Source organism: Kitasatospora sp. NPDC029312 (assembly GCF_055569215.1).
This window is the reverse complement of the sequence record NZ_JBVHXY010000025.1, coordinates 51,008-77,486: the sequence shown is the minus strand read 5'-3', so window position 1 is coordinate 77,486 and position 26,479 is coordinate 51,008. Positions and strand designations below refer to the sequence as shown.

Here is a 26,479-nt window from a genome sequence, read left to right as displayed (position 1 = left end):
GAGCGCAGCGAGCGAATCATCGAAGGGTGCGCGGGGGCGAACGCCCTCGCCGAGCGCGGCGAGGTGCAGGCATGAGTGGTCGTCCGCCGCTGCCGTACGAGTTCCTGCCGCAGGTGCCGTCCTTCCGGCTGAGCAGCCAGGACTTCACCGAAGGCGGCACGCTGGGTGAGGAGTTCATCCACTCCGGCGGCAACCTCTCGCCGCAGCTGGCCTGGTCGGGCGTGCCCGAGGGCACCCGGAGCATCGCCGTCACCTGTTACGACCCGGACGCCCCGACCGGCTCCGGCTGGTGGCACTGGCTCGCCCTCAACCTGCCCGCCGACACCGTCGAACTGCCCCGCGGCGCCGGTTCCTCGGACGAGAGCCTGCCGGGCGCGGCCTCCTTCCACGGCCGCAACGACTTCCCGGGCAACGAGTACGACGGCGCCGCCCCGCCGCCCGGCGCCCCGCACCGGTACGTGTTCGCGGTGCACGCGCTGGACGTGGAGAAGCTGGACGTCACCGCCGACACCCCGCCGGCCCAGGTGGGCTTCCACCTGACCTTCCACACCCTGGCCCGCGCGGTGCTGGTCGGCGAGTACGGGGTCCCGGCCTAGCCGGTGCCGTCCGCCGCCCGCGCGGCCCGGTGCGCGAGCGTGCGCAGGTGCTCGCGCAGCTCCGGCGGTTCGTGCACCTCGAAGGGGCAGTCCAGCAGCAGCAGCCCGGCCGCCAGCCACTTCAGGGAGTCCGCCCGGGAGCGCAGGCGGCAGCTGTGCTCGTCGATCGGTTCGATCACGTAGTCCCCGGTCCAGGGCATCCAGCCGTCCACCTCGGCGGCGGGCCGGTGGACGGTGGCCACCATGGTCCGCGTCGGTGCCTGGCCGCGCAGCCTGGTGGCCACGAACACGGCCGCGTCCTCCGCCGGGAGCGGGCGCGGGGTGAACCGGGCACCGGTGGCGAAGGGCTCGCTCAGCCGGTCGATGCGGAACAGCCGCCAGTCCTCGCGGTCCAGGTCGTAGCCGATCAGGTACCAGCGGCGGCCGGTCGAGACGAGGCGCTCGGGCTCGACGTTGCGGCGGGTCTCGGCGCCGTCGCGGGCCCGGTAGGAGAAGCGCAGGCGCTCGTGGTTGGTGACGGCGCCGGCGAGCACCGTGAGGTTCTCCGGGTCGACGGTCGGGCCGTCCCCGGTGAGCAGCGGCACGGTGGCGTTGTTCAGCGTGCCCACCCGGTGCCGCAGCCGGCTCGGCAGCACCTGGAGCAGCTTGCCGAGGGCCCGTACCGAGGCCTCCTCGATGCCGACCACGGCGTGTCCGGCCGCCGCCCGGAGCCCGACCGCGATGGCCACCGCCTCCTCGTCGTCCAGCAGCAGTGGCGGCATCGCCGTGCCCGCGACGAGCCGGTAGCCGCCGTCCGCGCCCATGGTGGCCTGCACCGGGTAGCCGAGCTCGCGCAGCCGGTCGATGTCGCGCCGGATGGTGCGGGGGCTGACGCCGAGCCGCTCGGCGAGTTCGCTGCCGGGCCACTCACGCGGCGTCTGCAGCAGGGACAACAGGTTCAGCAGCCGGGCCGGGGTGTCGCTCATGCGCCGGCCTCGCTTCGCTCGCTCATGCCGTCCAGCATGCCCGACCAAGTGGGACAGGTTCTGACCTATATCCCCCGTACCGTCGTGGACGTGCAGCAGACGAGCGAGGAGTACGGAATGACCACGGCGGCAGCCGACCGACGGAGGTGGATCGCGCTGGCGATCGTGATGGTCGCCTCCTTCATGGACCTGGTGGACGTGACCATCGTCAACATCGCCATCCCGAGCATCCAGCAGGACACCGGCGCCTCCTTCAGCGCGATCCAGTGGGTCACCGGGGGCTACGCGCTGGCCTTCGCGATCGGTCTGATCACCGGCGGCCGGCTGGGCGACATCCACGGCCGCAAGCGGCTGTTCCTGATCGGGATCGGCGGCTTCACCGTGGCTTCCGCGTTGTGCGGGCTCGCCTCCGGTCCGGAGATGCTGGTCGCGATGCGGCTGCTGCAGGGCGGGACGGCGGCACTGATGGTGCCGCAGGTGCTGTCGATCATCCACGCGACCTTCCCGGCGGAGGAGCGCGGCAAGGTCTTCGGCATGTTCGGCGCGGTGGTCGGACTGGGCGCGGTCTCCGGTCCGATGATCGGCGCGCTGCTCACCGAGTGGGACGTGCTGGGCCTGGCCTGGCGGCCGATCTTCCTGATCAACCTGCCGGTCGGCATCGCCGGGCTGCTGCTCGGCCGCCGCTTCATCGACGAGTCCAGGGCCGAGCACGCGCTGAAGCTGGACCTGGTCGGCGTGGCGCTGGCCAGCCTCGGCCTACTGATGCTGATCTACCCGCTGACCCACGGCCGGGAGGCCGGCTGGCCGCTCTGGGGCTACCTGTCGATGGCCGGGAGCCTGCCGGTGTTCGCGCTGTTCGTGGCGTACGAGCGGGTCAAGACCCGGCGGGACGGCTCGCCGCTGGTGGAACTGTCGCTGTTCCGGGTGAAGAGCTTCGCAGCCGGGATCTGCGTGCAGCTGGCCTTCGGGGTGGCGCTCGGCATCTTCTTCCTGGTCTGGACGCTCTACATGCAGGTCGGGCTGGGCTGGAGCCCGCTCAAGGCCGGCGCCACCGGCATCCCGTTCTCGCTCGCGGTGTCCACGGCGGCCGGGCTGTCGGTGCAGAAGCTGGTGCCGCGGTTCGGGCGGAAGGTGCTCCAGGCCGGCGCGCTGGTGATGGCGGCGGGCGTGCTCACCTACATCTGGGAGGCCGACCGCTACGGGACGGCGATCACGCCCTGGCAGATGGCGCTGCCGCTGGTGGTGATGGGCCTCGGGATGGGCCTGATCGTCGCGCCGATCACCGACGCGGTGCTGTCCGAGGTGCCGCGCCGGCACGCAGGTTCGGCCTCCGGCCTGATCAACACCGTGCAGCAGGTGGGCAACGCGCTCGGGCTCGGACTGGTCTCGGTGGCCTTCTTCGGGGCGATGGACGACGTGGTCGCGCCGGACGCGGTCGGGACGGCCTTCGGCGGGGCGTTCACCAACGCGCTGTGGTGGGTCGCCGGGGTGCTGCTGGCGGTGTTCCTGCTGATGTTCGCCCTGCCGCGGAAGCGGGCGGCGGGGGTCGTCGCTACCGCGGAAGCGGTGCCGGAGCGGGAGTCCGCCCTGGTCTGACGCGCGTCCCCCTACCGGACGCCCGGCCCCGTCCGAGGGCTCCGGTCGCGCTGCGCGGCCGGGGCCCTCGGCGCACACTGGGAGCACCATGGACCGGTTGGCGGTGGACTCCTCGGTGCTGCGCTCGGTCGGCTACGACCCGGCGGCGCGGGTGCTGGAGCTGGAGTTCCACGGCGGGCAGGTGTACCGGTACGCGGACGTGCCGGTGCGGGTGCACCGGGAGCTGCTGGCGGCGGACAGCCACGGACGGTACTTCGTCCGGCGGATCCGCGGCCGGTACGACTACTGGAAGGTGCCGGCCCGGCGGTAGCCGACGCCGTCTGCGCGGCGACCGCTCGGTGTGGCGACCGCGTTTCCGGGCCGTCGGCTCGGTGGGGCCGCCGTCAGCCCGACGCGCTGCCCGTCGGCTCAACGAGCGCCGGTGGCGACCGGAGTGGTCGCGGCGACCGCGGTGGCTGCGGGGACCGCGGTGGTCGCGGCGATCGACCGGGTGGTGGTGCGCGGCTTGGCGGCCGCCTTGGCCTCCTTCGCGACGCGCTTCATCTCCTGCTTGAACTCGCGCACCAGGGCGAGCGATTCCGGGCCGGTGATGTCCGCGACGGAGCGATGCGCACCCTCCTCGCCGTACACGCCGGCCGCCTCGCGCCAGCCCTCCGGCCGGACGCCGTACTGCTTGCCGAGCAGGGCCAGGAAGATCTGCGACTTCTGCTTGCCGAAGCCGGGGAGGGCGTTCAGGCGGCTGAGCAGCTCCTTGCCGGAGCGGGCGTCCTTCCACAGCGCGGCGGCGTTGCCGTCGTACTGCGCGACGAGGAACTGGCACAGCTGCTGCACCCGTTTGGCCATCGCGGCCGGGTAGCGGTGGACGGCCGGCTTCGCGGAGAGGAGCGCGACGAACTCCTCCGGGTTGTAGGTGGCGATCTCGTGGGCGTCGAGGTCTCTCCGGCCGAGGCGCTGGGCGATGGTCAACGGGCCGGTGAACGCCCATTCCATCGGGACCTGCTGGTCCAACAGCATGCCGACGAGCGCGGCGAGCGCACTTCGTCCGAGCAGTTCGTCGGCCTCGGGCTGCTGGGCGAGCCGGACGGTGACGTTCATGGGTGTGCCCTCCTCGGAGTTGCCGTCGGGTCGCGCCCAGTCTGGTGGACGGCGACCGGAGCGGACACCGTCAACACGCCGTATACGGGGAAGTCTTGGTGTTATCCGCCTTGTCAGGACTGCATTGTTCGTTGGCGGAACGGTTATGGGGGGCCCTTCGGAGGGAACTCGGAAGAATTTTTGTCCGCCGCCTGACCGGGCGGCGTCCAGGGGTGGTTGAGGGGCGGGCGGCGTGGGGTGAGGGCGGCGCGGGGTGCGTGCGGGGGGTGGGTGTGCGCTCGGCCGGGTGGGTGGTTGTGGTGGGGCGGGGTGGGGCTGAAACCGCTGGTGGGGGTGGGGTCCGTACGGGCGAGCCGGGGCTCGTCGATCGCTCGGGCGGCAGTTCGAGCGGGGGTTCGAGCAGCCTGGTCATCTCATATGACTGTTGCGGTTGTGTCGGTGTGGCGAGCTGACGGCCGGTCATCCTTGGTCCAAACGACGCGTCCAGAAAGGCTCGCCCGCCGTGACCCAGCCGTTCGAACTGCCGTCCTTCTACGTGCCGCACCCGGCACGTCTCAACCCCCATCTGGACGAGGCACGGGCCCACTCCACCGAGTGGGCCCGGGAGATGGGCATGCTGGAGGGATCGGGCATCTGGGACCAGGCCGATCTGGAGGCCCACGACTACGGACTGCTCTGCGCCTACACCCACCCCGACGCCTCCGCCGAGGTGCTGTCGCTGGTCACCGACTGGTACGTCTGGGTCTTCTTCTTCGACGACCACTTCCTCGACATGTACAAGCGCACCAACGACCGCGAGGCCGGCAAGGCGCACCTCGACCGGCTGCCGCTGTTCATGCCGGCCGATCCGGGCACCCCGGTGCCCGAGCCGGAGAACCCGGTCGAGGCGGGGCTGGCCGACCTGTGGCGGCGCACCGTGCCGGCGATGGGCGAGGACTGGCGGATCCGGTTCGCCGAGAGCACCCGCAACCTGCTCGACGAGTCGCTGTGGGAGCTGGCGAACATCAACGCCGGCCGGGTGGCCAACCCGGTCGAGTACATCGAGATGCGCCGCAAGGTCGGCGGTGCACCGTGGTCCGCGCAGCTGGTCGAGTTCGCGGCCAACGCCGAGGTACCCAAGGAGGTTTCGGGCTCGCGCGCGCTGCGGGTGCTGATGGACGCCTTCTCCGACGGGGTGCACCTGCGCAACGACATCTTCTCGTACCAGCGCGAGGTCGAGGACGAGGGCGAGCTGAGCAACGGGATCCTGGTGCTCGAGCGCTTCCTGGAGTGCTCCACCCAGGAGGCCGCCGACACGGTCAACGACCTGCTCACCTCGCGGCTCCAGCAGTTCGAGAACACCGTGTTCACCGAACTGCCGGTGCTGTTCGCGGAGACCGGGCTCGGCCCGGAGGGACGCGCCCGGGTGATGGCGTACGTCAAGGGCCTGCAGGACTGGCAGTCCGGCGGGCACGAGTGGCACATGCGCTCCAGCCGGTACATGAACGGCGGTGGCTCGGCGGCCGGTCCGGCCGGCGAGGTGCCGCCCGGCGCGGGTGGCGGGCTGCCCGGCGGCGGCAACTGGTGGGACCAGTACGCGATCGGCGGCATCGGCACCTCGGCGCTGGACATCCTGCGCAGCGGTGCGGTGAAGAACGGCGTAGTGAAGAGCGGGGCGGTGAAGGACAAGGCCCTCGCGGCTCCGGCGGCCGCCGCCGACCCGGCCGAGCGGCGGGCGCGCTCGCACGGCCACGTGCCCTACCAGCCCGTCGGCCCGTCGAGGCTGCCCGAGTTCAAGCTGCCGTTCGCCCTCTCGCTGAGCCCGCACCTGGACGGCGCCCGCGACCGGGTGATCGACTGGGGCGAGCGGGTCGGCCTGCTGGCCGAGTGCCCCGGCCTACCCGGCTCCGGCATCTGGGACGCCGAGTCGATGCGCGACTACGACCTGCCGCTCTGCGCCGCCGGCATCTTCCCCGACGCCACAGCCGACCAACTCGACGTCGCCTCCGCTTGGTTGGCCTGGGGCACCTGGGCGGACGACTACTACCCGGTGGTCTTCGGACGCACCCGCGACCTGGCCGGAGCCAAGCTCGCCAACGCCCGGCTGCCGCTGTTCATGCCCGTGGACGGCGCCCCGACGCCCGAGCCGGCCAACGCGCTGGAGCGCGGCCTCGCCGACATCTGGGAGCGGACCACGGGGTCGATGAGCGTCGAGGCCCGGGGCCGGCTGCGCGAGTCGGTCGAGGTGATGACGGCCAGCTGGATCTGGGAGCTGAGCAACCAGATCCAGAACCGGATCCCGGACCCGGTCGACTACCTGGAGATGCGCCGGACCACCTTCGGCTCCGAGCTCACCACGAGTCTCAGCCGGCTGTCGCACGGGAAGAGCGTGCCGGAGGAGGTGTACGGGCACGGCTCGATGCGCGCGCTGGAGAACTCCGCGTCGGACTACGCCTGCATGGTCAACGACGTCATCTCGTACCAGAAGGAGATCGAGTACGAGGGCGAACTGCACAACCTCGTGCTGGTGGTGGAGAACTTCTTCAACTGCGACTACCCGTCGGCGGTGCGGATCGTCGATGACCTGATGCACTCCCGGCTGGAGCAGTTCCAGCACGTCGCGCGGAACGAACTCCCGGTGCTGTACGACGACTTCGGGCTCGACGCGGCGGCCAGGGAGCTGCTCGACGGGTACGTCCGGGAGCTGGAGAACTGGCTCGCCGGCGTGCTGAACTGGCACGTGGAGTGCCGGCGCTACCGTCCGGAGGACCTGGAACGGCACTTCGGCGCCGAGCGCGGCCTCGCGGGCACGGCCGGGGCGCGGGCGGCGGCGCCCACGGTGCCCGGGGCCACCGGAAGCAGCGGGGCCGGAAGCAGCGGGGTGCCTGCGGCGGCGACCCAGGGCGCCCGGGCGGCCGGCGCGGCCCGGCCGGCCCCGGCGATCCCGAGCGGCCCGACCGGTCTCGGCACCGCCTCGCTGCGCCCGCCGCTGAGCGGGGCGGCCGTCCGGTGAACTGAACCCGCAGCCCGGCCCGGCAGCCCGGCAGCCCCAGCCCTCCCGGCGTACCCGCGCGGTCAGCCCGCGCGGGTGCGCCGCGTCGTGATTAGGCTGGCGACTCGGGGGCCGCGCACGCCTCCCGGCGCGCGCCCACATCGCCACAGACGAGGGTTGAGAGATGGCTGCGCTACCTGAGGGCACACCCTGTTGGGCCGACGCGATGTTCACCGACCTGGAGGGCGCCAAGGCCTTCTACGGTCACGTCCTGGGCTGGACCTTCGGCGAGAGCTCGTCCGAGTACGGCAACTACACGCAGGCCTACTCGGACGGCAAGGCGGTGGCCGCCATCGTGCCGCCGATGCCCGGCTCGCAGGCGCAGTCCGCCTGGTGCCTGTACCTCGCCTCGCCGGACGCCGCCGCCACCGCCGAGCGGATCCGCGCCAACGGCGGGGAGGTGGTCATGGGCCCGATGGCGGTCGGCGACTTCGGCACCATGGTGATCGCCAGGGACCCGGGCGGGGTGGTGTTCGGCGTCTGGCAGGCCGGGGTCCACCAGGGTTTCGAGAAGCAGGGCGAGCCCGGCGCGTACAGCTGGGCCGAGATCGTCACCCGCGAGCCCGCGAAGACCGACACCTTCTTCCCGGCGGTCTTCCCGTACGGCGTGAAGCGGATGGACTCCGAGCAGGTCGACTACCGGATGTTCCAGGTCGGCGGGCGGCCGGTGCTCGGCCGGATGGGGGCGGAGGGTGACGTCCTGCCGCCCGAGGCGCCTTCGTACGTGAGCGTCTACTTCGCCGTGGACGACACGGACGCCGCGATCGAGCGGCTGACGGAGCGCGGCGGCACGGTGTACTTCGGACCGATGGACAGCCCGTTCGGCCGGTTCGCGGCGGTCGGCGACCAGCAGGGCGCGGCCTTCGGGCTGATCGACCTGGGCCGGACGGTGGGTGAGCAGCCACCGGTCGCGGACGTCTGATGGGTGAGCGCGAGGAGTTCGTCGAGACCCTGGACAAGCACCGCGACCTGCTGCGCCGCACCGTCCGGGGCCTCACCGACGAGCAGGCGGCCCGGCGCACCACGGTCAGCGAGCTGTGCCTGGGCGGCCTGATCAAGCACGTGGCCGCGGTCGAGGCGCGCTGGGCCCGGTTCATCACGGGCGGCGCGGAGGCGATGCGCAGCGGCGGCGGGGACTGGGCGTCGCAGTTCCGGATGACGGAGGGCGAGACGCTGGCCGGGCTGCTCGACGCCTACGGGGAGGTCGCGCGCGGCACCGACGAGCTGGTCCGCGGCCTGCCCGACCTCGATCTCGCCCACCCGCTGCCGTCGGCGCCCTGGTTCGAGCAGGGGGCGAGCTGGTCGGCCCGGCGGGTGCTGATGCACCTGATCGCCGAGACGGCTCAGCACGCCGGGCACGCGGACATCATCCGGGAGGCGCTGGACGGGGCGAAGTCGATGGGGTGAGTATTCGGGAGCCTACCGCGATCCGCGAGTCCCGCCTCCACCCTGGGTCGCACCTCCCCTGGGTCGCACCTCCCCCGGGTCGCGCCCACCCCGCGAGTCGGACCTCCAGCCCGGGTCAGACCTCCACGCCCAGCAGCTCGCGCAGCGCCCGGCCGCCGTCCGGGGTGATCCGCAGAGCCCGCCCGGAGCCGATCCGCTCCACCCAGGCGCGGTCCAGCGCGGCGCGGCAGAGCGCGGCGCCCAGCGCCCCGCCGAGGTGGCTGCGGCGTTCCGTCCAGTCCAGGCAGGTGCGCACCACCGGGCGCCCGCCGGGGCGCCCCGCGCGTGGCGGCAGCTCGATCGCCTGCGCGGCCAGCCAGGCGTGGCCGCGTTCGGTGACGGCGAGCCCGGCGTCGGCGCTGACCAGACCGCGGTCGAGCAGCGCGTCGGTGACGGCCACGCCGAGCCGACCGGCCAGGTGGTCGTAGCAGGTCCGGGCGCGGGCCTCGGCGTTCTGCCGGGTGGCCTCGCGCAGGTTGCCGGGCGCCCGGTCGGGGGCGTGACCGGCTTCGGCGAAGACGGTGAGGTCCTCGATCAGGGCGGCGACGGCCGGGCTCGCCAGCCGGACGTACCGGTGCCGGCCCTGGCGTTCCTCGGCCAGCAGACCGCCCGCGATCAGCCGGGAGAGGTGCTCGCTGCCGGTGGACGGCGCCACGCCCGCCGACCGGGCCAGCTCGCCGGCGGTCCAGGCGCGGCCGTCGAGCAGCGCCGCGCAGAACCGGGCGCGGGTGGGGTCGGCGAGCAGGGCGGCGAGGGCGGCGAGCGGGGAGCCCCGGTGGTCCAGTGGCATGGGTCCATGGTCGGCCATGCCGCCATGGTCGCCCCGCCACGGTTCGGCCGGGGCCGAAACGAGCCGGGGCCACGATGCCGGCATGAGCGATCACACCGAGACGGATGTCCGTTTCTCCCGGTACGAGGACGTGACCGCGGCCCTGGCCGACCCGGCGCTGGTCCCGCCGCCCGCGGCGCCCGGGCCGTACGGCACCGTGGCCTGGTTGCGGGCCGCCGTCGCCCGGTTCAGCTCGGGCGGGCCGCACGCCCGGCGGCGGGCGCTGGTGCTGGCCGACCTGGAACGGCTGGACGCGGCCGCGCTGCGGGTCTCGGCGGCGGGCGGCGACGGGACGGAGATCCGGCTGCGGGTGGTCCGGGTGCTGGCGGCGGCGCTCGGGCTGGCGGAACCGGAGGCCGTCGCCCGGGACGTGCAGGCGGTGTCCGGGGCGTACTTCGAGCCGGCGCCGGACGATCCGCAGGCGGACGCGGCGGTGGCCCGGCTGCTGCCCGCGATGGGGGACGCCGACGAGGAGACGGCGGCGAACCGGATCGGCCTGCTCGTCCAGGCCTGCGAGGCCACGGCCACTCTGGTCGAGCACGCCCGGCGGCACCCCGACGGCCTGGCCGGCGCGCTGCGGGAGGATCCGCCGGTGCGGGTGATGCGCCGCGTCGCCGCCCGCGCCACCGAGATCGGCGGGACCGCCGTCCCCGCCGGCACGCTCGTCCTGCTGGACGTCGCGGCCGCCCGGGGCCCGGAGCACGAGCCGCCGGCCTTCGGTTCCGGGCCCCGGCTCTGCCCGGGCCGCTCGCACGCCCTGGCCATCGCGGAGGGCATCCTGTACGGCGCCTCGGGCCCGGCGGATGACCCCGGGGCGCCCGCAATGCCGCTCGGCAAGGGTGAACTCGCTCTTCTCGTACCGAAGGTGGTGGACCACGTGCTCGCCCTGGCCGCCACCTGGACCGCCTGGGACGGTCGCCCGATCGTCGACGCGGACGGGCGAACCCACACCCCGCACAAGGCGGTTCGCCGGGTCACCGACCAACTCCTGGACGGACTGGCCGAGTTCGACGCCAGGCTGGCCGGCGAGCCGACCGAACCCGACCACTGGCGCGCCTCCGAGGTCACCACCCCGGCCGATCTCGCCCCCTTCACCACCGCCGACCTGGACGAGGCCCGCCGCAGGCTCACCCGGCTCGGGCGGATCTGGGCCCAGCTGGTCACCGTGCTGCCGGAGGAGTACCTGGACGACTCGCCCGGTGAGGGCTGGAGCTTCCGCCGGATCGTCTGCCACCTGGGCGGGTCCGGCTCCTACGCCGACTCCGTCGGTGCCCTGGCCCCGGAGGTGGCCCGATGACCCCGTTCGCCGCACTGCACCACCGCCCCGGCCACCCGCTGCTGCTCCCGAACGCCTGGGACCACGCCTCGGCCGTAGCCCTCGCCGCCGAGGGCTACCCGGCGATCGGCACCACCAGCCTGGGTGTGGCGGCCGCCGCCGGCCTGCCCGACGGCGCCGCCGCCACCCGCGCCGAGACGGTGCGACTGGCCCGCCGACTGGCCAGCCGACTGGGTGGCGACGGCTTCCTGCTGAGCGTCGACGTGGAGTCCGGCTTCAGCGACGACCCGGACGAAGTCGCCGCGCTTGCCGTGGGGTTGGCCGAGTCCGGGATCGCCGGGATCAACCTGGAGGACGGCCGGGCGGTCGGCACGCTGGCGCCGGTCACCGTCCACGCGGCGAAGATCGCGGCGGTGAAGGCGGCCGTGCCGGAGCTGTTCGTCAACGCCCGTACCGACACCTACTGGTGCGGGCACCGGAAGCCGGAGGCGGAGGCCGCCCGGCGACTGGACGCCTACCAACGGGCGGGCGCGGACGGCGTGTTCGTCCCCGGGCTGGCCGAGCCGGCGGCGATCGCCCGGATGGCCGGGCGGGTCGACGTGCCGCTCAACATCCTGTTCACGCCGACCGGCCCGGGCCTCGCCGAACTGGCGGAGCTCGGGGTGGCCCGGGTCAGCCTGGGCTCGCTGCTCTACCGTGCCGCGCTGGCGGCGGCGGTGAGCACGGCGGCAGCGGTGGCCTCCGGCCGGCCGGTGGGCCCGGTGCCGGGGTACGCCGAGGTGCAGGCGCTGAGCGGGGACTGACGGCGGCCCGGGCGGTCCGGACGGTCGGGGCGATCCGGACGGTCGGGGCGGTCCGGACGATCCGGTCGTCCGGGCTCAGCCGTCCCGGCGTGCCGCCCGGGTCGCCTCGATCCCGTCCAGGATCACCCCGATGCCGCGGACGAACCCGTCGTCCCGGCCCGCGGCGATGTCCTGCGACACCTGTGTGGTGTACAGCCGGTGCAGCCGCGGAAAGTCCTTGGTGGCCTCCATGACGGTGGGCATGTACTGGTCCATGAACTCCTGTTCACTGCGCCCGGTCCTGGTCAGCGCACTCAGCCAGGCTGCCTCCACGCAGGCCGTTCCGATGGTGTAGCCCATGACCGCGGTCATCACGTCGTTGGCTTCGGCGAGGTCGAAGCCGGCCGTCTCCATCACCGCCAGCAGGGCCTCGGAGATCCCCATCCAGTTGGGGCCCAGGTAGACCATCCCGATGTCGCCCATCACCGACACCATCCACGGATGACGGTTGATGGCCGCCCGCATGGCCTCGGTGCACTCGAGGATGACGGCGCGCCAGACCGCGGGGTCCTCGGCGCCCTCGGCCACCGGCAGCGGGAGCTCGCCGAAGACCTGGTCGACGACCAGCGCGAGCAGTTCCTCCTTGTTGGCGACGTGGGTGTACAGCGAGGTCGCGCCGGCGTTGAGCCGGGCGCCGAGCTTGCGCATGCTCAGCGCGTCGATGCCGTCGGCGTCCAGCAGCGCCAAGGCCTCCGCGACGATCTGGTCGCGGCTGAGCGCGGGCTGCGTCCGCTGCCGCTGGGGGCGGTTCCACGGCGACGGGATGCCCGGCTGGGTGCCGGTGCGGGGCTCCGGCGGGGTGTCCTCCGACTTGGCCGTCATCCGGCTCTCCTTCCTCTTGCTCCCTGATGGGCGTGCGCTCGGTCCAGCATAGGCCCCCTGCCGCACACCGTTCGGGTCTCCGTACGATGTGCGGCATTGCGAACACCGTGCGGCAACCGTACAGTGTTCGGCGTGGCGCACACCGTTCGATCCGGGACGGGGGACGGTGTGCGCCACGACGACTTCCGCGCGGCTCCGGCCGGGTGGGGACCTGCGCCCGGCTACGGCGGGTGGGAAGCTCCGCCCGGCTGCGGTCGGCGCGCCATGAACCGAAGGGGGAATCGCGGTGGTGGATCGTCACCCGCGTCGCTGGCTCATCCTGGTCGTGCTCTGTCTCAGCAGCCTGGTGCTGGTGGTCGACAACATGGTGCTCACGGTGTCCATCCCGCCGATCGCGGAGGACCTCAAGGCCGGGGCTCAGGACATCCAGTGGATCATCGACTCGTACATCCTGGTCTTCGCCGGGTTGCTGCTGACCTCGGGCAGCCTCTCCGACCGCTTCGGGCGGCGGAAGGTGATGATCATCGGACTGGCGCTGTTCGGCGCCGCCTCACTGGTCGCGGCCGTCGCCGCCAGCCCCGGCCAACTGATCGCCGGACGCGTCCTGATGGGCGTCGGCGGCGCGCTGGTCATGCCCAGCACGCTGTCCATCCTGATCACCGTCTTCGACGACGAGGAGCGCCCCAAGGCGATCGCCGCCTGGAGCGCGGTGGCCATGGTCGGCCTGGTCGGCGGTCCGGTCCTGGGCGGCGCGCTGATCGCCCACTTCTGGTGGGGCGCTGTCTTCCTCATCAACGTGCCGGTGGCAGCGGTGGCGATCATCGCGGCGGCCGTGCTGATGCCGGAGTCCAAGGGGCCGTGGCGCCGGCCCGACCTGCTCGGAATGCTCCTCTCCATGGTCGGCATGACGGCCCTGGTGTGGTCGATCATCGTGCTGCCCCGGGACGGCTTCACCGATCCCGGCACCCTCGGCGCGCTGGCCGTCGCGGTGGCCGCGCTGACCGGCTTCGGCGTCCGGCAGGTCCGCACCGACTCGCCGATGGTCCCGCTCAAGCTGTTCCGCAACCGGGTCTTCACCGGCGCCAGCTTCTCGCTGGTCCTGCTGACCTTCGCCACCGGCGGCCTGATGCTGGTGCTCACCCAGTACCTGCAGTTCGTGCTGGAGTTCTCGCCCACCGACACCGGCCTGGCCTTCATCCCGCTGGCCGTCGCCTCCCTCGCCTTCAACGCGCTCGGCGCGGCGCTCGGCAAGAAGCTCCAGCCACGGGTGCTGACCTCGATCGGCATGGTGATCATCGCGGGCGGCTTCGGCCTGCTGTCCACCCTCTCCGTCGGCGACGGCTTCACCAAGGTCGCCCTGGCCATGCTCGTGCTGGGCATCGGATCCGGCCTCGGCATGCCGGCCGCCGCCAACGCGCTGATGGGTGCGATCCCCGCCGAGCACGCGGGCGTCGGCTCCGCGCTCAACGACACCATCCAGCAGTCCGGCGCCGCCCTCGGCGTGGCCGTCCTCGGCACCGTGCTCTCCAGCACCTACACCGGCTCGATGCCGTCCGGCGCCCCCGCCCCGGCCCGCCACGCCGTCACCGACGCGCTCGCCCTCTCCGCCGCCACCGGCGACGGGGCCCTGGCCGGCGCCGCCCGCGGGGCCTTCAACACCGCGACCTCGACCACCTTCACGGCCGGCGGCGTCGCCGTCCTGGCGGCAGCGGCGCTCACCCTGGTCCTGATGCGCCGCAAGCCGGCCCATCAGGCCGAGGACGCCGCCGCCGAGCCGCCCGCCCCCGCCGGTGCGGTCGACTCCCCTCAGCCCACCGTCAAGGCGGCGGGCTGACCCCCGCCGGCCGCCCGCACCGGCCCCGGCTGCCCCCGCCGGCCACCCGCACCGGCCCCGGCTGCCCCACGCGGCCGGGGCCGTCGGGCTCCTACGAGTCGGCACCCGGCCCTCCGGCCCCGAAAGGTGGCGGCGCGGGCTTCCCGGGCCTGAGCGGTGGCCGGCGGAGCCGCCCGGCCGACCGGATCGCCGCGCTGTGGGCCCTGGGTTGTCAGTCGCTCCTTGTACCGTCGATCCCGAGAATGACGACCGCCGGACGGGGGAGTGACGCATGATCAGGACGGATCCGGAGACACCCGACCTCTTCATCACGCCGGTTGAGGAGGTCTTCGTCCGCAACCACCTCGGCCCGCACCCGAGACTCGACCGGGACACCTGGACGCTCACCGTCGAGGGCCTGGTGGAGCGGCCTCTGCGGCTGGACTTCCCGGCCCTTCAGGGCCTGCCGCAGACCCGCTTCACCGCCGTCCACGAGTGCTTCGGCAATCCGCTGCGCCCCGACGTGCCGACCCGGGCCGTCACCAACCTGGAGTGGGCCGGGGTCCCGCTCGCCGTCGTGCTGGCGCTGGCCGGCCCGCGCCCGGAGGCCCGGCACGTCTGGCTGGAGGGCGCCGACCGCGGTGACTTCGCGGGGGAGAGCGGTGTGACGTACCTCAAGGACCTGCCCCTCGACCAGGCGGACGCCGAGGTCGTCCTCGCGCACACCATGAACGGCGAACCGCTGCGCCCCGACCACGGGTACCCGGTGCGGGCGGTGGCGCCCCGGATGTTCGGCACCAACTCGGTCAAGTGGCTGACCCGGATCGTGCTGGCCGCCGAGCGCCCCGACCACCTGTTCACCACGCGCCTGTACACCCGGGTCCCGCCCGGCGGGGGTGAGGCCCGGCCGGTCCGGGAGATGGACGTCAGCAGCAAGCTGCTCGCCCCGCGCGACGGCGGATCCGTCCCGGCCGGAGCCTGCGAACTGGCGGGCTACGCCTGGAGCTCGACCGAGGTGACGGCCGTCGAGATCGCCGTGGACGACGCCGACTGGCAGCCCGCCGAGCTGGAGCGGCGCGGCCCGCACCCCGGCTGGCAGCGCTTCCGGCTCCGGTACGACCTCACTCCGGGCCCGCACCGCGTCCGCTGCCGGGCCACCGACGCCGCCGGGCGCGTCCAGCCGCTCGCCGGCGACCGTAACGCCGCCCACGAGATAGGCGTCCTGGTGGAGTGACGGGCGCGTCGGGGTGGTCGGGCGGCACCGGCACGAGCCGCCGACCGGCGCTCGGTCAGGTGGTCAGGTGGTCAGGTGGTCAGGTGGTCAGGTGGCCGGGCGGCTGGCCGCCAGCAGGTCGTGCAGAAGGGGGAGCAGTTCCTCGGGTCGAGCCTGGGCGAGCTCGGTGAAGGCTCCGCTGGAACGGGCCAGGACGATCCCGGCGAAGGCCGCCGCGGCGATCTCGGCTCGCAGCCGGGGGCGGTCCACGTGTTCGGCGGCGAAGCGCTGGTGCAGCGGTTCGACCAGCCGTTCCTGGAGGTAGGTGCGGGCGGCCTGCTGGACCTCGGTGTTGTCGCCGGGCAGGACCGCGGCCTGGAAGGACGGGCCGGGGCCGCGCCGGGTGAGCCGCTCCACCAGGGTGCGCAGGCGGTCCTCGTCCAGCAGGTCGGCCGGCGTCGAGTCGCCCAACTCCATGCGCACGGTGGCCAGGTAGAGCTGGGTCTTGCCGCCGAAGTAGCGGGCGATCAGGGCCGGGTCCACGCCGGCCCGGTCGCCGATCTCGCGGATGGTGGTGCGGTCGAAGCCGCGGTCGGCGAAGAGTTCCATCGCCGCCCGGATCAGCAGCTCCCGGCTGCGGGCGGCGTCCCGGCGCCGGGGGGCCGCGGGCTCCGGTCGTCCGTCGTCCGCGACGGCGGGCACCTCGTTCCCGGGCGCTTCGGTCACCGTTCGGCCCCGGCCCGCAGCACGGGCACGCCGCCCTCGCCGGCCACGCCGGCCACGCCGTCGGCGATGCTCTCTTCCACCATCAGCTCCTCGTCCACGCGGGGCCCCCTCCGGGCGGCGGTCGCGGCACTGAGCCGCGGCAGGACGATCGTAGCCAGGCCGATCACCACCCACACGGCGCAGCCGATCAGCGCCGCGTCCCGGTAGCCGCTGTTCGCGGGCAGCAGTTGTCCCGGCGCGGTGTGCGCCTGGAGTACGGCGCCGCACAGCGCGCTGCCGGTGGAGTAGCCGACGGTGCGCAGCAGCTGGTTGAAGCTGACCGCGCTGCCGACCTCGTCCGCCGGCACCGCGTTGACGATCAGGCCCGGCATCACGGCGAAGGTGCAGCCGACGCCGAGACCGGCGATCCCCATCACCACCAGGAGTTGCCACAGATGGGCGCGGGCGAACAGGAAGAACAGCATCGAGACCAGCGACACCGCGCACCCCAGCGGCAGCACCAGGGCGGACGAGGTGCGCCGGGCGAGGCCCGGGACGACCTTGCTGGACAGCAGGCTGACCGTGGAGAAGGGCAGCAGCACCAGACCGGCCACCACGACCGAGGCGCCCAGGCCGTAGCCGGTGCTGGTCGGGGTCTGGACGAAGCGGATCACCAGCGACATCAGCAGGTACATCCCGACGCCCGCGACCAGCCCGGCCACGTCCGCGGTCAGCACCACCGGGTTGGTCAGACTGCGCAGTTCCACCAGCGGGTGGGCGGTGCGCAGCTCGCGCCGGATCCAGCCGATCATCAGCAGCAGCGAGACGCCCGCGACCGTCCACAGCCGGGTGCTGCCCCAGCCCCAGTTCTCGCCCTCGCTGAGTACGAGCAGCAGTCCGACCAGCGCCAGCCCGAGCAGGACCGCGCCGAGCGCGTCCAGCGGGCGCCGCTCCCGGCGCCCGGCCGCGGGCAGCACCAGGGCGGCCAGCGCCAGCGCCAGCGCGCTGATCACGGCGCCGAACCAGAAGGCGGCGTGGATGCCGAAGGACTGGGCGATCAGCCCGGTGATCGGGTAGCCGAGGCCGACGCCGGCGACGGTGGTGATGGAGAGCAGCGCGACCGCCGAGCGGGAGGCCGCGGCGGGCAGGGCGTCCCGCGCGGTGGCGATGGCCAGCGGGGTCAGCCCGACCCCGACGCCTTGCAGCGCCCGCCCGGCGATCAGCGAGCTGAAGCCGAGCGGCAGCGCGGCCAGCACGCTGCCGACCACCACCAGGGCCGCGGCGGTGAGCGTGACGGTACGCCGGGCCGGTCCGTCGCCCAGCCGCCCGAGCACCGGAGTGGCGACCGCCCCGACCAGCATCGTGATGGTCAGCGACCACTGCGCCTCGGCGAGCGACACGTGGTCGACGGCCGCGATGGTCGGGATCATCGGTGCCCCGAGGCTGCTGATCACCGCCACCACGGCACTGAGGAACACCAGCACGGGCACCAGGGCCCGCTCCCGCCACGTCGACAGGCCCGCCGGGGTCTCCATGGACGCGCCCTCCCTTGTCGGAGATCGAGTGTCTGAGACTCGCGTCAGCTATGTCATCAGACGATGTCATCACATGATGACATGTTCGACCTGCCGAGCTGAAGCCCGGAGCGACTGGGGAGCCCACACGCCCGCCCACACGGTGTTCGACGAACCACGGCGGCCGCCGGACGACGGCTGGACACGGGCCATGACGGGCTGCGTATACGGGGCGAGCCGCCCGCGTCGGTCAGCGCAGCGCGAGGACCTGGCCGGGCAGGATCACGTCGGGGTCGCTGCCGATGATGTCCTGGTTGAGCGCGTAGAGGGCCGGCCAGCTGCCGGGAGTGCCGAGCTCCTGCGCGATGCTCCCGAGGGTGTCGCCGGAGCGCACCGTCCAGCTGTTCACGTCCGCTCCGCTGGCGTCCGTCGCGGCGTCCGTCGCGGCGTCCGTCGCGGCGTCGGTGCCCGCGTCGGCGGTTGCGTCGGTGGCCGCGGGGGTGTCCGCCGCGCCGGACGAGTCGTGCGTGCGGTCGGTGGGCGGCGTGAGCGTGGCGGGGGCGTGCGGCCGTGGCGGCGTCGGGCGGTGGCTGCGGGCGGGGGCGCCGGTGTCGCTGCCCGAACGGTCGACGCTGTGGCCGACGCGGGCTCCGCAAGCCGCCCACGGGGCGAGACCGCGTCTCGCGGCGACGTGCTCGGCCACGGCGATCTGCTGTTCGCGGGTCGCCCGGTCCGGGCGGGGAGCGTAGGCGAGGCCGCCGTTGGCGCGCCAGGTCGCCGTGTCGAACTGCAGTCCCCCGTAGTAGCCGTTCCCGGTGGCGGTGTTCCAGCGTCCTCCGCTCTCGCAGCGGGCCAGTGCATCCCAGTCCACCGCCTCGGCGCGGACCCCCTTCGGGACCGCACCGGCGAACGACTCCTTGGCGCCGCCGAGAACGGCGACGAGAGCGAGCAGGGGAAGCAGCAGGGCGACGACCACGCGACGGACCACGGACAGCGGCGACATGAACACTCCGCACCTCGAGGACAGGGACCGGGCGCCGAAGCGCCCTTTCCACTCATGCGCCACGCGAGGACGGACGGTTGCCTAGGACACCGCGATCTCGCCCCGTCGGCCGTCCGACACCACTCGAACGCTCCGGACCGCCGCGCCGGAACGAACGCCGTCGCAGTGCCGGATCGGGGACCACCGGGACCGCGGACACGGGCCCGGTGCTCAGCCGCCGCCGTAAGTCACCCGGGTGACCGCGAAGACGTTGCGTCCGCCCGTGGTCTCCTGCAGCGACCACAGCAGGTTGCCGCCGTCCGCCGCTCCCACGGCGTCGCGGGCTCCCCCGCAGCACCCCCGACAGGGCGGGAACGTCCCCCGAAGCCGCCACCCACGCCGCCAGGAGCTTTCGTCCAGGTCATCGGCCGGTACCGTCGCTCGTAGTGCCCTGTGCCCGACACGCGGGAAGCTGCCAGGATGCCCCATAAGCGATTCCGGTCCACGTCGAGCAGCTCAACGAGAGACCTATAGCTCACCCGCGTGCCAGGCTGCCTGAAACGCACGTACGCACGGCCGCTAGGAATACGGAGCGACAGGCCGGGGCCCGGTGCTCGACCTTCCGAAACGCGGAACGCCCGACCGACGGGGGTTCGGTCGAGCGTTCCGGGGGCCGGGGGCGGCCCGGGGGAGGGAGTCGTCAGGACTCCGTGGTCTCGTTCCCGGCCTGCGTGCGGCGGGTCAGTCGGTGCAGGCCCATGGCGATGCAGGCGGCGAGCGCGGCGCAGATCCCGACGGCGAGGAAGCCGTTGCCGACGCCGATGGTCATCGCGTCCGGGGCGGCTGCGCCGGACTCCAGCTCGCCATCCAACGAGGTGGCCAGGACGGTGCCGATCACCGCGATGCCGAGGGCGGCGCCGCTCTCGTTGAAGGTGTTCAGCAGGCCCGAGCCGACGCCCGACTCCTCCGGGCGGACGTGCGCGGTGCCGATCCCGTACAGCGGGACGAAGCAGGTGGGCAGACCGGCCCCGATGACGGTCAGCGCGATGATCGCGACCGCGGTGCTGGACGGTCCGGTGATCAGAACGGCGGCGCCGGCGATCTGGGTGAGTGCGCCGATCAGGTACGTCCCGCCGGGGCCGACCTTGGCGATCAGGTTGGGCACGACCGTGGCGAAGACCAGAGCGGCCAGGCCCATCGGCAGCATCGACAGACCGGTGGCGAAGGCGCTCATGTCGTGCGCGCCCTGGAAGTAGTTGCTGGCCAGGTAGGAGCTGCCCATCATCACGATCGCGGCGAGCAGCAGGCCCAGGCTGCTGAGCCAGTAGGTCGGGATGCGCAGCAGGTGCAGCGGGAGCAGCGGGTCGGACTTGCCGAGCTCGGTGACGGCGACCACGGCGAGCAGGACCGCGGACAGGCCCATGCTGATCCAGGCGGTCGGGGAGGTCATTCCGTCGTGCAGCCGGATCAGGCCGAAGGACAGGCAGGCGAGGCCGAGGGTGGCGAGGAAAGCGGTGGGCAGCCGCAGCGGACGGCGGACGTCGGAGCGCATCGGCGCGAGGCTGCGCAGGCCGATGATCCCGGAGGCGAGGCTGATCGGGATGTTGATCAGGAAGGCCCACCGCCAGCTGGCGGCCGACACGATCAGCCCGCCGAGGACGGCGCCGAGGATGGCGCCGATCACGCCGAGGCCGCTCCAGGTGGCGAGGGCGGCCTTGCGCTGCTCCTCGTTCTGGTAGACCGTCACCACGATCGACAGCGCGGCGGCGGACAGCACCGCCGCACCCACGCCCTGGAGCACACGGCCGGCGACCAGCAGTTCCTGGTTGCCCGCGATCCCGCACAGGACGGACGCGACGGCGAACAGGCCCAGGCCGGACAGGAAGGACCGGCGGCGTCCGATGACATCGGCGACCCGGCCGCCGAACAGCAGCAGACTGCCGTACATCAGGACGTAGGCGCTGATCGTCCACTGGAGGGCGGTCTGGTCGGCCGGGAGGTCGGTCCCGATCGAGGGCAGCGCCACGTTCACGACCGTCGAGTCCAGCATCACCATCAGCTGGGCCACGCCGACTGCAGCCATCGGCAGCCAGGAGGCCTTCGGGGTTTCCTGCCCCGGCCTCTGGTCGGACTCTCGGTCGTTCTCCTGCTTGGCATCCACGAGTGAGATTGCCTCAGTCATCGGGTTCTCCTTTCCGAGAGACAAGATACATGCGCATGAATCGACATGCCAGTGGGTCGGATCTAGACTGCGAAGCGTGGCGAACACTCCTCTTGCCGACCGCTGGCTGTCCCTGGTGCGCGTCTGCGCGCTGGTGAACCAGCGGATCGAGCACACGCTGTCCGACGAGTTCGATCTCTGCGTGAGCGCCTACGAGATCATGGAGGTGCTCTGGGCGGAGCAGGAATGGCACCGCCCCGGGGAGGTCGCCTCCCGCACCTCGCGCAGCCAGCCCCAGGTCTCACGCCTGGTGGCGCAGATGGTCGAGGCGGGGTACGTGGACCGCAAGCCCTCCCCGGGCGACGGTCGCGGCTCCCAGATCCGCCTCACCGCCGAAGGACGGGAGGTCTTCCAGCGGGCCGCCACGACCGTCGACGGGCATCTGAAGCAGCTCACCGACGAGCGCCCGGAGGCGCGCGCCTGGCTGACCTGAGCCGCGCTGCGCGGTGTCAGGCGCCGATCGCGCTCGCCAGGACGCGCTCGGCGAGTGGCCGCGACGTCGGTCGGTCGTGACCCGGGGTCACCGGCAGGTGGCTCCGGCCCTGGCCGAGGAACCCGGTGACCGGCCGCAGGTCGGTCACCACGAAGGATCGCCGGAGCCAACGGTCCCGGCCGTCGTAACGCGGCGTGAAATCGGTGCGCCCGTGCACCGCGCGGCGGTTGTCCAGGATGATCAGCTCGCCCGGCCGCAGAACCAGCCCCTTGAGCGAATGGCGCACGGCCTCCTCCAGCCGGTCCAGTGCGGCCTGGGCGCGCGGGGTGGTCGCGGTGGTGGCGTTGAAGTCCACGGTGAGATCCGGATGCTCGGCGCTGCCGGTGAGGATCGGCATGGCCGGGGTCAGCGCGCTGACCGAGGGGTCCGGCACGAAGGAGGAGCTGAACCGGATCCTGAACTCCGGCTGCCGCAGCACCTCCACTGTGTCCTCGTCCAGCAGCGGCAGCGCGTCGCCGATCCCCCCGCTGACCGTGGCCGCCACCTCGTCGTGGTCCGACCGCAGGCAGATCAGACTGAGGAAGTGCGGCGGGTTGGGGTGGAAGCCGTCCTCGGTGTGCAGCTCCAGCAGGACGGATCCGCTGTTCTCCTGGCGTTGTTCGGCGCCGCGCTTGGGGCACACGTCCTGGACCAGGCGACCGTTCTTCTCGTCGCTGTAGGAGATCGAGCGGCCCAGCACCGACATGACCATCAGCTGGCTGATGGTCGCCACCGGGACCTCCGACCAGACCGGCTCGTCCTCGGTCCGGGCCGGAGTGGCGGGCAGTTCGCCGACCGGCAGGCCGGTGAGCAGCAGGCACCCGGCGGCGTTGCTCCGGTCGCGGAAGGTGATCAGGGCTCTGCGTACCGGGGCCGGTAGTGCGGACGCTGCGAGCTCGACCGCGTGCAGCAGGCCGGCGTCGTGCAGCGAGTGGTCCCGGAAGTCCAGGGCGACCGTCAGCGCGGCGTTCGCGATCTGCTCCGACTCCTCGGCGGTCAGCGCTATGCCGTCGGTGCGGATGTCGGTGTAGGTGAACTCAACGCTCATGTGCTGTCCTCTCGATCGGCGTGCCGACGACACGCAGGGCCCATTGGCGGCGGGCTCGGTAGACCGGCGCAGGGGCGAAGCCGTTCCAGGCCTGCTCCCGCGGCAGGAAGGCGAGGAAGCGCGCCCCCTCCAGGTACCGCTGGACGTGGTCGAGAATGCGGCGCCCCGGCGTCATCGCGACACGGTGCACGTCGACCGCGACGGTGCGGGGCAGCGTCCGCCCGGAGACCAGGACATTGACCATGTGTACCGCAAGTGCCCCGAACTGCGTTGCTGCTTCGGCAAGTTGAGGGACGCTGTAGTCAGTCCTGGCCAGCCCGCGGCGCAGTTCGCGGTACATCTCGCCGGGAATGTGGCCCCGCGGCGCGATCCGGAAGATGACCTCCCACGTGTCCAGCCGCTGCTCGTCGCCCGGGAGCAGCTGACCGTCGAAGATCTCCCGGACCACCCGGTAGTCGAAGCACTGTGCGGCGAGCATCCCCGCCATGTCCCATGCCGTCACCAGTGGCTTGCGCTGCCGGCAGGCCTCCCGGTGCAGGCTGATCTTGGCCGCCAGACCCGAGGGAGTGGTGACGTCGACGCCGTCCACGATGACGTCCGCCTGCTCGACCAGGGCCCGGACGTTGGCCTCGGTGATACCGTCGGCCACCACCTCGGCGTCGACGTGCGGGTTGATCCCGCGCAGCAGCCGGGCGCCGACCGAGGCCTTGTTCAGGCCGAGGTCGTCCACGGTGGCGTTCTGCCGGTTCAGGTTGTTGAGCTCGTACTGGCCGACGTCGGCCAGTACGAAGTGCCGGTAGCCCATGCGGCCGAGCGGTTGCACGGTGGCTCCGCCGATCGAACCGCAGCCGGCGATCAGCAGGCGGGCGCGACCGATCCGCTCCTGCAGTTCGTCCGGGATCAGGCCCTGGTTGCGCTGGGTCAGGCAGGCGTAGAACTGCGACTCATCCAGCGCGCGGGCGTGCGCCGGGTCGTCCACGTCGATCGCGGTCATGCTCTGGCCTCCAGGAAGTTGACGAGTCGGGTGCGTACCGAGCCCTGGTGACCGGAGCCGAGCAGCTCCCGCAGGTACTCGAGCGTGGGCCTCAGCGCCCCCTCGTCCGTGAGGACGAACGGATACGAGCGCTCCTCCTGGTCCCACATCGGGGCGAACAGTTCGGCAGGGTCCGGCGGGACGGGGGTGGTGTCCAGCAGTGTCCGGGTGGCGAAGCCCAGCAACCGCAGCTGGTTGACGGCGCCCTCCAGCTTGCCGTCCCCCACGACGGCCCCGTTCGGGCCGCTGTCCAGCACTTCGAGGCAGCCCGCTGCCCAGGCGAGGTAGACCCACCAGGGGACGGTGACCGCGGCCTGCGAGCGCGGCATCGCGAAGTCGCGGACCAGCCGCTTGCCCTCCCACACCACGGCCGAGGAGGTCCCCGGGCCGAGGTGGTCGGCCAGGGAGAGGCCGTAGTCACGCTCGACCACGTACGGCCGGTGGCCGGGATCGCCCAGCGAGGTGGGGACGTGGTCGCGAGCGGCGGCCAGGGTGCCGTAGCCGCGAAGCAGACCGGTGGACCGCTCGACGACCAGGGTGTGGAAGTCCCGCAGCGCGAAGTCGTCGTACGGCTCGGTGTGCAGCCCCAGCGCGGCGACCACGGTCTCGTTGACCCACCCGCGCCGGAGGTACTGCAGCAGGCGGAACCGGTAGACCTGCTCCAGCATCCGGGTCGGCAGCTGAGCACCGGCCACGGTCAGGACCAGCAGCCCTTCGGGACTCTCCGCGTGGAACAGCGGATCGCCTGTCAGTACGTCTTCCAGGCCAGGCAGTTCGACCTCTGCACCCTCGCGCAGAAGCTGATCGCGATGGCTGTCGGTGAGGGCCGCGGTCATCGGATCTCCGGCACGCCGAACAGCTCACCGGTGATCACCAGGGCGAGAGCCTCGGGGGAGCCCTCGTAGATCCGCGGCCCGTAGGCGTCCCGCAGGACCCGGTCCATGCCGTCGCCGCGCTGGAAGGCCTGGGCGCCGATCAGGGCCATCGCGGCGTCGGCGTTGTCGATGGCGGCGCGGTCGGCGACCAGCTTGGCGACGGCCGGCTCGTAGGCCGGGGTCGGCAGGATGTTGTCGGCCTTGACCACGGCGTCCAAGTAGAGCGCTCGGGAGGCGGAGACCCGCGCGGCCATGTCGGCCAGCTTGCGCGCGGACATCTGGTGTTCGAACAGCATCCGCCCGCCCTGCCGACGGCTTCCGCTCCACGCGACGGCTCGCTCCAGGGCGTGCCGGGCGATGCCGGTGGACACCGACGCGCAGGTCACCCGGGTCACGTTGCCGATCGCCACGTTGAGGTCCCACCCGCCGCGCTCGCCGCCGAGGACGTTCTCCTCGGGCACCCGGGCGTCGGTGAAGACCAGCTCGCCCGCCGGCGCAGTCCGGTAGCCGACCTTGTCGTGGATCTCGCCGCGGGCGACACCGTCCTGTTCGAGATCCGTGACGAAGCAGGTCATGCCGGTCGAGCCGGGCTCGCCTTCGAGGTTGGCCATGACCGTCGCGTACGTGGCCACGGGGGCGTTGGTGATGTACCGCTTGGTGCCGTTCAGGAGGAACTCGCCGCCGGAGCGCTTCGCGCTGGTCATCTCCTGGGCGTATGGAGCGTTCTGCGGGAGTACCAGGTCGGTGCCGTTGCGCTCCTCGGCCACGGCGTTGCACGCCAGGACCGGGTCGGCACCGAGGAACTTCGGCAGGTAACGCTCCTGCAGGCGGGTGTCGCCGGAGATCAGGATCGGTGTCTGGAACAGATTGGTCGCGCCGAAGATCAGGGCCATGCCGGGGTCGGCGGCGGCCAGCTCCTCCAGGACGAGCGCGATGGCGATCTGGCTCAGCCCGAGGCCTCCCATCTCCCGCGGGATCGCCATCCGTAGCAGTCCCAGCTCGTGGCCGGCGCGGACGGTCTCCCAGTCCACCTGGCCCTTCTCGATGGCGTCGCGCTCGGCGGCGCCGGGTGCCACCTGATCCTTGGCGAAGGCCACCATGGTGCGCAGGACGTCGGCCTCATGGGCGGAGAGCAGCGGGTGGTCGGCGGGGGTGTGAGTGACAGGCATGGGTGCTCCTCGTCTGGGTGGTGTTCTTCTGGGTGACGACGTGGTTCCGGACAGTCGACGACCAGGTGGTCAGCGACCGAGGCCGAAGGTCTCCAGGGCCTGACCGAAGGCGAAGGTCTGCATCACCGGCCCGTGGGAGGACAGCCGGCGACCGGTGACCGAGCGCAGGAAGCTGCGGCGGCCGGCGGTGATGTCCAGCAGATCGGACCAGTTGATCCGCAGCACGTGGGTCGGGGCGGCGTCGGTTGCCTGCCCCTGGGGGTCGAGCGTCACCTCGGCGGCGGGCTCGGCGAGCACGAAGCGGACGGTGGCACCGGCCGTCTGCCACGCGGGAGCGGCCTGGGCGGCCGTGCTGAGGGCCGTAACGGTCTGGTCGGACGAAATCGGCATAAGGAACCCCCCGGGAAGTGGTGTTGGTGGACGGCCCCAGTTATAGATCACAAGCGTGATCCACTTCACCGTGACGACAGCACCTCGGGGAGTTATGGTTACCTTCAAGTAACAGGCGGCCCTGGGGGAGAGCCGAATGAATGTCGAGTGCCTTGCGCGACTGGTGATGGACCGTATTGGCGAGCGGTGGACGATGCTCGCATGCCAGCATATTGCCGCAGGTGCAAGAAGATTTTGCGATCTCAAATCCGGCATGGAGGGCGTTTCGGGCAAGGTTCTGTCCGAGACCCTGATGCGCCTGGAGCGGGACGGGTTCATCGAGCGGCGGGTCGTCGGCAGTAGGCCGCCGGCCGTAATCTACGAGCTCACGCCCATGGGGGAGAGCCTGCTGCAGATCGTCCAGGGCATCGTCGCCTGGTCGGAGCGGAACGGGCGGCACATCGAGAAGGCTCGTCAGTCGTATGCCGAGCTGGAATTAGCGGCGGCAGGATGATCGGCCCACTACTACCCGGATTGGTTTCGGTGCGGGCTCTTGGCGCCGGCGTC

Annotated in this window: 25 protein-coding genes; 12 read left to right on the top strand and 13 right to left on the bottom strand. The window is 72.6% G+C overall.

Annotated features, from left to right (window positions below; translation table 11 throughout):
- The first annotated feature begins 71 nt into the window (after positions 1–71).
- The gene (locus ACZ4WV_RS21335; RefSeq protein WP_465748947.1) at positions 72–596 is read left to right on the top strand and encodes a YbhB/YbcL family Raf kinase inhibitor-like protein; all 525 of its coding nucleotides are present in this window, start codon (positions 72–74) and stop codon (positions 594–596) included.
- Here the strand turns inward: ACZ4WV_RS21335 and ACZ4WV_RS21330 are convergent.
- A complete protein-coding gene (locus ACZ4WV_RS21330; RefSeq protein WP_465748945.1) occupies positions 593–1,561 on the bottom strand; it encodes a helix-turn-helix transcriptional regulator in 969 nt (322 codons plus the stop codon). The two genes, ACZ4WV_RS21335 and ACZ4WV_RS21330, sit on opposite strands and share 4 nt — an antisense overlap.
- A gap of 117 nt (positions 1,562–1,678) precedes the next feature.
- Between ACZ4WV_RS21330 and ACZ4WV_RS21325 the strand changes: the two genes are divergently transcribed.
- Complete coding sequence (locus ACZ4WV_RS21325) at positions 1,679–3,157, top strand: MFS transporter (RefSeq protein ID WP_465749017.1); 1,479 nt, start codon at positions 1,679–1,681, stop codon at positions 3,155–3,157.
- Positions 3,158–3,245: 88 nt separating this feature from the next.
- A complete protein-coding gene (locus tag ACZ4WV_RS21320; RefSeq protein ID WP_465748943.1) occupies positions 3,246–3,467 on the top strand; it encodes a KTSC domain-containing protein in 222 nt (73 codons plus the stop codon).
- A 98-nt stretch (positions 3,468–3,565) separates the two neighbouring features.
- Here ACZ4WV_RS21320 and ACZ4WV_RS21315 read toward each other — a convergent pair whose 3' ends face one another.
- Positions 3,566–4,252 (bottom strand): HhH-GPD-type base excision DNA repair protein, encoded by a 687-nt coding sequence (locus tag ACZ4WV_RS21315; protein WP_465748941.1) that lies wholly within the window; start codon positions 4,250–4,252, stop codon positions 3,566–3,568.
- Between the two features lie 502 nt (positions 4,253–4,754).
- Here ACZ4WV_RS21315 and ACZ4WV_RS21310 point away from each other — a divergent pair.
- The 3 genes from ACZ4WV_RS21310 to ACZ4WV_RS21300 all read left to right on the top strand — a co-directional run bounded on the left by ACZ4WV_RS21310 (position 4,755) and on the right by ACZ4WV_RS21300 (position 8,690).
- A complete protein-coding gene (locus ACZ4WV_RS21310) occupies positions 4,755–7,244 on the top strand; it encodes a terpene synthase family protein (protein ID WP_465748939.1) in 2,490 nt (829 codons plus the stop codon).
- A 163-nt stretch (positions 7,245–7,407) separates the two neighbouring features.
- The gene (locus tag ACZ4WV_RS21305; protein WP_465748937.1) at positions 7,408–8,205 is read left to right on the top strand and encodes a VOC family protein; all 798 of its coding nucleotides are present in this window, start codon (positions 7,408–7,410) and stop codon (positions 8,203–8,205) included.
- The gene (locus ACZ4WV_RS21300; RefSeq protein WP_465748935.1) at positions 8,205–8,690 is read left to right on the top strand and encodes a DinB family protein; all 486 of its coding nucleotides are present in this window, start codon (positions 8,205–8,207) and stop codon (positions 8,688–8,690) included. Before ACZ4WV_RS21305 ends, ACZ4WV_RS21300 begins: the two co-directional genes overlap by 1 nt.
- Positions 8,691–8,805: 115 nt before the next feature.
- Here ACZ4WV_RS21300 and ACZ4WV_RS21295 read toward each other — a convergent pair whose 3' ends face one another.
- Positions 8,806–9,519 (bottom strand): ArsR/SmtB family transcription factor, encoded by a 714-nt coding sequence (locus ACZ4WV_RS21295; RefSeq protein ID WP_465748933.1) that lies wholly within the window; start codon positions 9,517–9,519, stop codon positions 8,806–8,808.
- Positions 9,520–9,601: 82 nt separating this feature from the next.
- Between ACZ4WV_RS21295 and ACZ4WV_RS21290 the strand changes: the two genes are divergently transcribed.
- Together ACZ4WV_RS21290 and ACZ4WV_RS21285 are read left to right on the top strand one after the other, a co-directional pair.
- On the top strand, positions 9,602–10,855 hold the full coding sequence (locus tag ACZ4WV_RS21290) for a hypothetical protein (RefSeq protein ID WP_465748931.1): 1,254 nt from the start codon (positions 9,602–9,604) through the stop codon (positions 10,853–10,855).
- Complete coding sequence (locus tag ACZ4WV_RS21285) at positions 10,852–11,637, top strand: isocitrate lyase/PEP mutase family protein (RefSeq protein WP_465748929.1); 786 nt, start codon at positions 10,852–10,854, stop codon at positions 11,635–11,637. The genes ACZ4WV_RS21290 and ACZ4WV_RS21285 overlap by 4 nt, the downstream gene beginning before the upstream one ends.
- Positions 11,638–11,712: 75 nt before the next feature.
- On the opposite strand, the gene ACZ4WV_RS21280 is transcribed toward ACZ4WV_RS21285, so the two are convergent.
- Positions 11,713–12,498 (bottom strand): TetR/AcrR family transcriptional regulator, encoded by a 786-nt coding sequence (locus ACZ4WV_RS21280; RefSeq protein WP_465748927.1) that lies wholly within the window; start codon positions 12,496–12,498, stop codon positions 11,713–11,715.
- A gap of 289 nt (positions 12,499–12,787) precedes the next feature.
- On the opposite strand from ACZ4WV_RS21280, the gene ACZ4WV_RS21275 reads away from it, so the two are divergent.
- A complete protein-coding gene (locus ACZ4WV_RS21275) occupies positions 12,788–14,332 on the top strand; it encodes an MFS transporter (RefSeq protein WP_465749015.1) in 1,545 nt (514 codons plus the stop codon).
- A 271-nt stretch (positions 14,333–14,603) separates the two neighbouring features.
- Complete coding sequence (locus ACZ4WV_RS21270; RefSeq protein WP_465748925.1) at positions 14,604–15,545, top strand: molybdopterin-dependent oxidoreductase; 942 nt, start codon at positions 14,604–14,606, stop codon at positions 15,543–15,545.
- An 87-nt stretch (positions 15,546–15,632) separates the two neighbouring features.
- On the opposite strand, the gene ACZ4WV_RS21265 is transcribed toward ACZ4WV_RS21270, so the two are convergent.
- The 4 genes from ACZ4WV_RS21265 to ACZ4WV_RS21250 all read right to left on the bottom strand — a co-directional run bounded on the left by ACZ4WV_RS21265 (position 15,633) and on the right by ACZ4WV_RS21250 (position 20,907).
- Positions 15,633–16,250, bottom strand: a complete 618-nt coding sequence (locus tag ACZ4WV_RS21265; protein WP_465748923.1) for a TetR/AcrR family transcriptional regulator — start codon at positions 16,248–16,250, stop codon at positions 15,633–15,635.
- Positions 16,247–17,764, bottom strand: a complete 1,518-nt coding sequence (locus ACZ4WV_RS21260) for an MFS transporter (protein ID WP_465748921.1) — start codon at positions 17,762–17,764, stop codon at positions 16,247–16,249. The genes ACZ4WV_RS21265 and ACZ4WV_RS21260 overlap by 4 nt, the downstream gene beginning before the upstream one ends.
- Before the next feature lie 229 nt (positions 17,765–17,993).
- Positions 17,994–18,746, bottom strand: a complete 753-nt coding sequence (locus ACZ4WV_RS21255; RefSeq protein ID WP_465748919.1) for a transglycosylase family protein — start codon at positions 18,744–18,746, stop codon at positions 17,994–17,996.
- 679 nt (positions 18,747–19,425) lie between these two features.
- Positions 19,426–20,907, bottom strand: coding sequence for an MFS transporter (locus ACZ4WV_RS21250; RefSeq protein WP_465748917.1), 1,482 nt, complete (start codon positions 20,905–20,907; stop codon positions 19,426–19,428).
- Between the two features lie 76 nt (positions 20,908–20,983).
- Between ACZ4WV_RS21250 and ACZ4WV_RS21245 the strand changes: the two genes are divergently transcribed.
- Positions 20,984–21,379: a MarR family winged helix-turn-helix transcriptional regulator gene (locus ACZ4WV_RS21245; protein ID WP_465748915.1), complete on the top strand. Its 396-nt coding sequence runs from the start codon at positions 20,984–20,986 to the stop codon at positions 21,377–21,379.
- 16 nt (positions 21,380–21,395) lie between these two features.
- Here ACZ4WV_RS21245 and ACZ4WV_RS21240 read toward each other — a convergent pair whose 3' ends face one another.
- The 5 genes from ACZ4WV_RS21240 to ACZ4WV_RS21220 form a co-directional block, all read right to left on the bottom strand.
- Positions 21,396–22,466 (bottom strand): TauD/TfdA family dioxygenase, encoded by a 1,071-nt coding sequence (locus tag ACZ4WV_RS21240; protein ID WP_465748913.1) that lies wholly within the window; start codon positions 22,464–22,466, stop codon positions 21,396–21,398.
- Positions 22,456–23,460 carry a ThiF family adenylyltransferase gene (locus ACZ4WV_RS21235; RefSeq protein WP_465748911.1) on the bottom strand — a complete coding sequence of 335 codons (1,005 nt, stop codon included), beginning with the start codon at positions 23,458–23,460 and terminating at the stop codon, positions 22,456–22,458. The genes ACZ4WV_RS21240 and ACZ4WV_RS21235 overlap by 11 nt, the downstream gene beginning before the upstream one ends.
- Positions 23,457–24,335, bottom strand: coding sequence for a hypothetical protein (locus ACZ4WV_RS21230; protein WP_465748909.1), 879 nt, complete (start codon positions 24,333–24,335; stop codon positions 23,457–23,459). Before ACZ4WV_RS21230 ends, ACZ4WV_RS21235 begins: the two co-directional genes overlap by 4 nt.
- A complete protein-coding gene (locus ACZ4WV_RS21225) occupies positions 24,332–25,543 on the bottom strand; it encodes an acyl-CoA dehydrogenase family protein (protein WP_465748907.1) in 1,212 nt (403 codons plus the stop codon). The genes ACZ4WV_RS21230 and ACZ4WV_RS21225 overlap by 4 nt, the downstream gene beginning before the upstream one ends.
- A 69-nt stretch (positions 25,544–25,612) precedes the next feature.
- Positions 25,613–25,933, bottom strand: coding sequence for a hypothetical protein (locus tag ACZ4WV_RS21220; protein WP_465748905.1), 321 nt, complete (start codon positions 25,931–25,933; stop codon positions 25,613–25,615).
- Between the two features lie 136 nt (positions 25,934–26,069).
- On the opposite strand from ACZ4WV_RS21220, the gene ACZ4WV_RS21215 reads away from it, so the two are divergent.
- Entirely contained in the window at positions 26,070–26,426 is a 357-nt protein-coding gene (locus ACZ4WV_RS21215; protein ID WP_465748903.1) for a winged helix-turn-helix transcriptional regulator, read from the top strand.
- The last annotated feature ends 53 nt before the right edge of the window (positions 26,427–26,479 follow it).

Coding starts and splice junctions, on each gene's coding strand:
- ACZ4WV_RS21330 (WP_465748945.1), bottom strand. CDS start 1,561: ATGAGCGACACCCCGGCCCGGCTGCTGAACCTGTTGTCCCTGCTGCAG.
- ACZ4WV_RS21250 (WP_465748917.1), bottom strand. CDS start 20,907: ATGACTGAGGCAATCTCACTCGTGGATGCCAAGCAGGAGAACGACCGA.
- ACZ4WV_RS21300 (WP_465748935.1), top strand. CDS start 8,205: ATGGGTGAGCGCGAGGAGTTCGTCGAGACCCTGGACAAGCACCGCGAC.
- ACZ4WV_RS21285 (WP_465748929.1), top strand. CDS start 10,852: ATGACCCCGTTCGCCGCACTGCACCACCGCCCCGGCCACCCGCTGCTG.
- ACZ4WV_RS21240 (WP_465748913.1), bottom strand. CDS start 22,466: ATGAGCGTTGAGTTCACCTACACCGACATCCGCACCGACGGCATAGCG.
- ACZ4WV_RS21235 (WP_465748911.1), bottom strand. CDS start 23,460: ATGACCGCGATCGACGTGGACGACCCGGCGCACGCCCGCGCGCTGGAT.
- ACZ4WV_RS21270 (WP_465748925.1), top strand. CDS start 14,604: ATGATCAGGACGGATCCGGAGACACCCGACCTCTTCATCACGCCGGTT.
- ACZ4WV_RS21305 (WP_465748937.1), top strand. CDS start 7,408: ATGGCTGCGCTACCTGAGGGCACACCCTGTTGGGCCGACGCGATGTTC.
- ACZ4WV_RS21225 (WP_465748907.1), bottom strand. CDS start 25,543: ATGCCTGTCACTCACACCCCCGCCGACCACCCGCTGCTCTCCGCCCAT.
- ACZ4WV_RS21260 (WP_465748921.1), bottom strand. CDS start 17,764: ATGGAGACCCCGGCGGGCCTGTCGACGTGGCGGGAGCGGGCCCTGGTG.
- ACZ4WV_RS21335 (WP_465748947.1), top strand. CDS start 72: ATGAGTGGTCGTCCGCCGCTGCCGTACGAGTTCCTGCCGCAGGTGCCG.
- ACZ4WV_RS21220 (WP_465748905.1), bottom strand. CDS start 25,933: ATGCCGATTTCGTCCGACCAGACCGTTACGGCCCTCAGCACGGCCGCC.
- ACZ4WV_RS21295 (WP_465748933.1), bottom strand. CDS start 9,519: ATGCCACTGGACCACCGGGGCTCCCCGCTCGCCGCCCTCGCCGCCCTG.
- ACZ4WV_RS21315 (WP_465748941.1), bottom strand. CDS start 4,252: ATGAACGTCACCGTCCGGCTCGCCCAGCAGCCCGAGGCCGACGAACTG.
- ACZ4WV_RS21325 (WP_465749017.1), top strand. CDS start 1,679: ATGACCACGGCGGCAGCCGACCGACGGAGGTGGATCGCGCTGGCGATC.
- ACZ4WV_RS21280 (WP_465748927.1), bottom strand. CDS start 12,498: ATGACGGCCAAGTCGGAGGACACCCCGCCGGAGCCCCGCACCGGCACC.
- ACZ4WV_RS21290 (WP_465748931.1), top strand. CDS start 9,602: ATGAGCGATCACACCGAGACGGATGTCCGTTTCTCCCGGTACGAGGAC.
- ACZ4WV_RS21320 (WP_465748943.1), top strand. CDS start 3,246: ATGGACCGGTTGGCGGTGGACTCCTCGGTGCTGCGCTCGGTCGGCTAC.
- ACZ4WV_RS21215 (WP_465748903.1), top strand. CDS start 26,070: ATGAATGTCGAGTGCCTTGCGCGACTGGTGATGGACCGTATTGGCGAG.
- ACZ4WV_RS21230 (WP_465748909.1), bottom strand. CDS start 24,335: ATGACCGCGGCCCTCACCGACAGCCATCGCGATCAGCTTCTGCGCGAG.
- ACZ4WV_RS21255 (WP_465748919.1), bottom strand. CDS start 18,746: ATGTCGCCGCTGTCCGTGGTCCGTCGCGTGGTCGTCGCCCTGCTGCTT.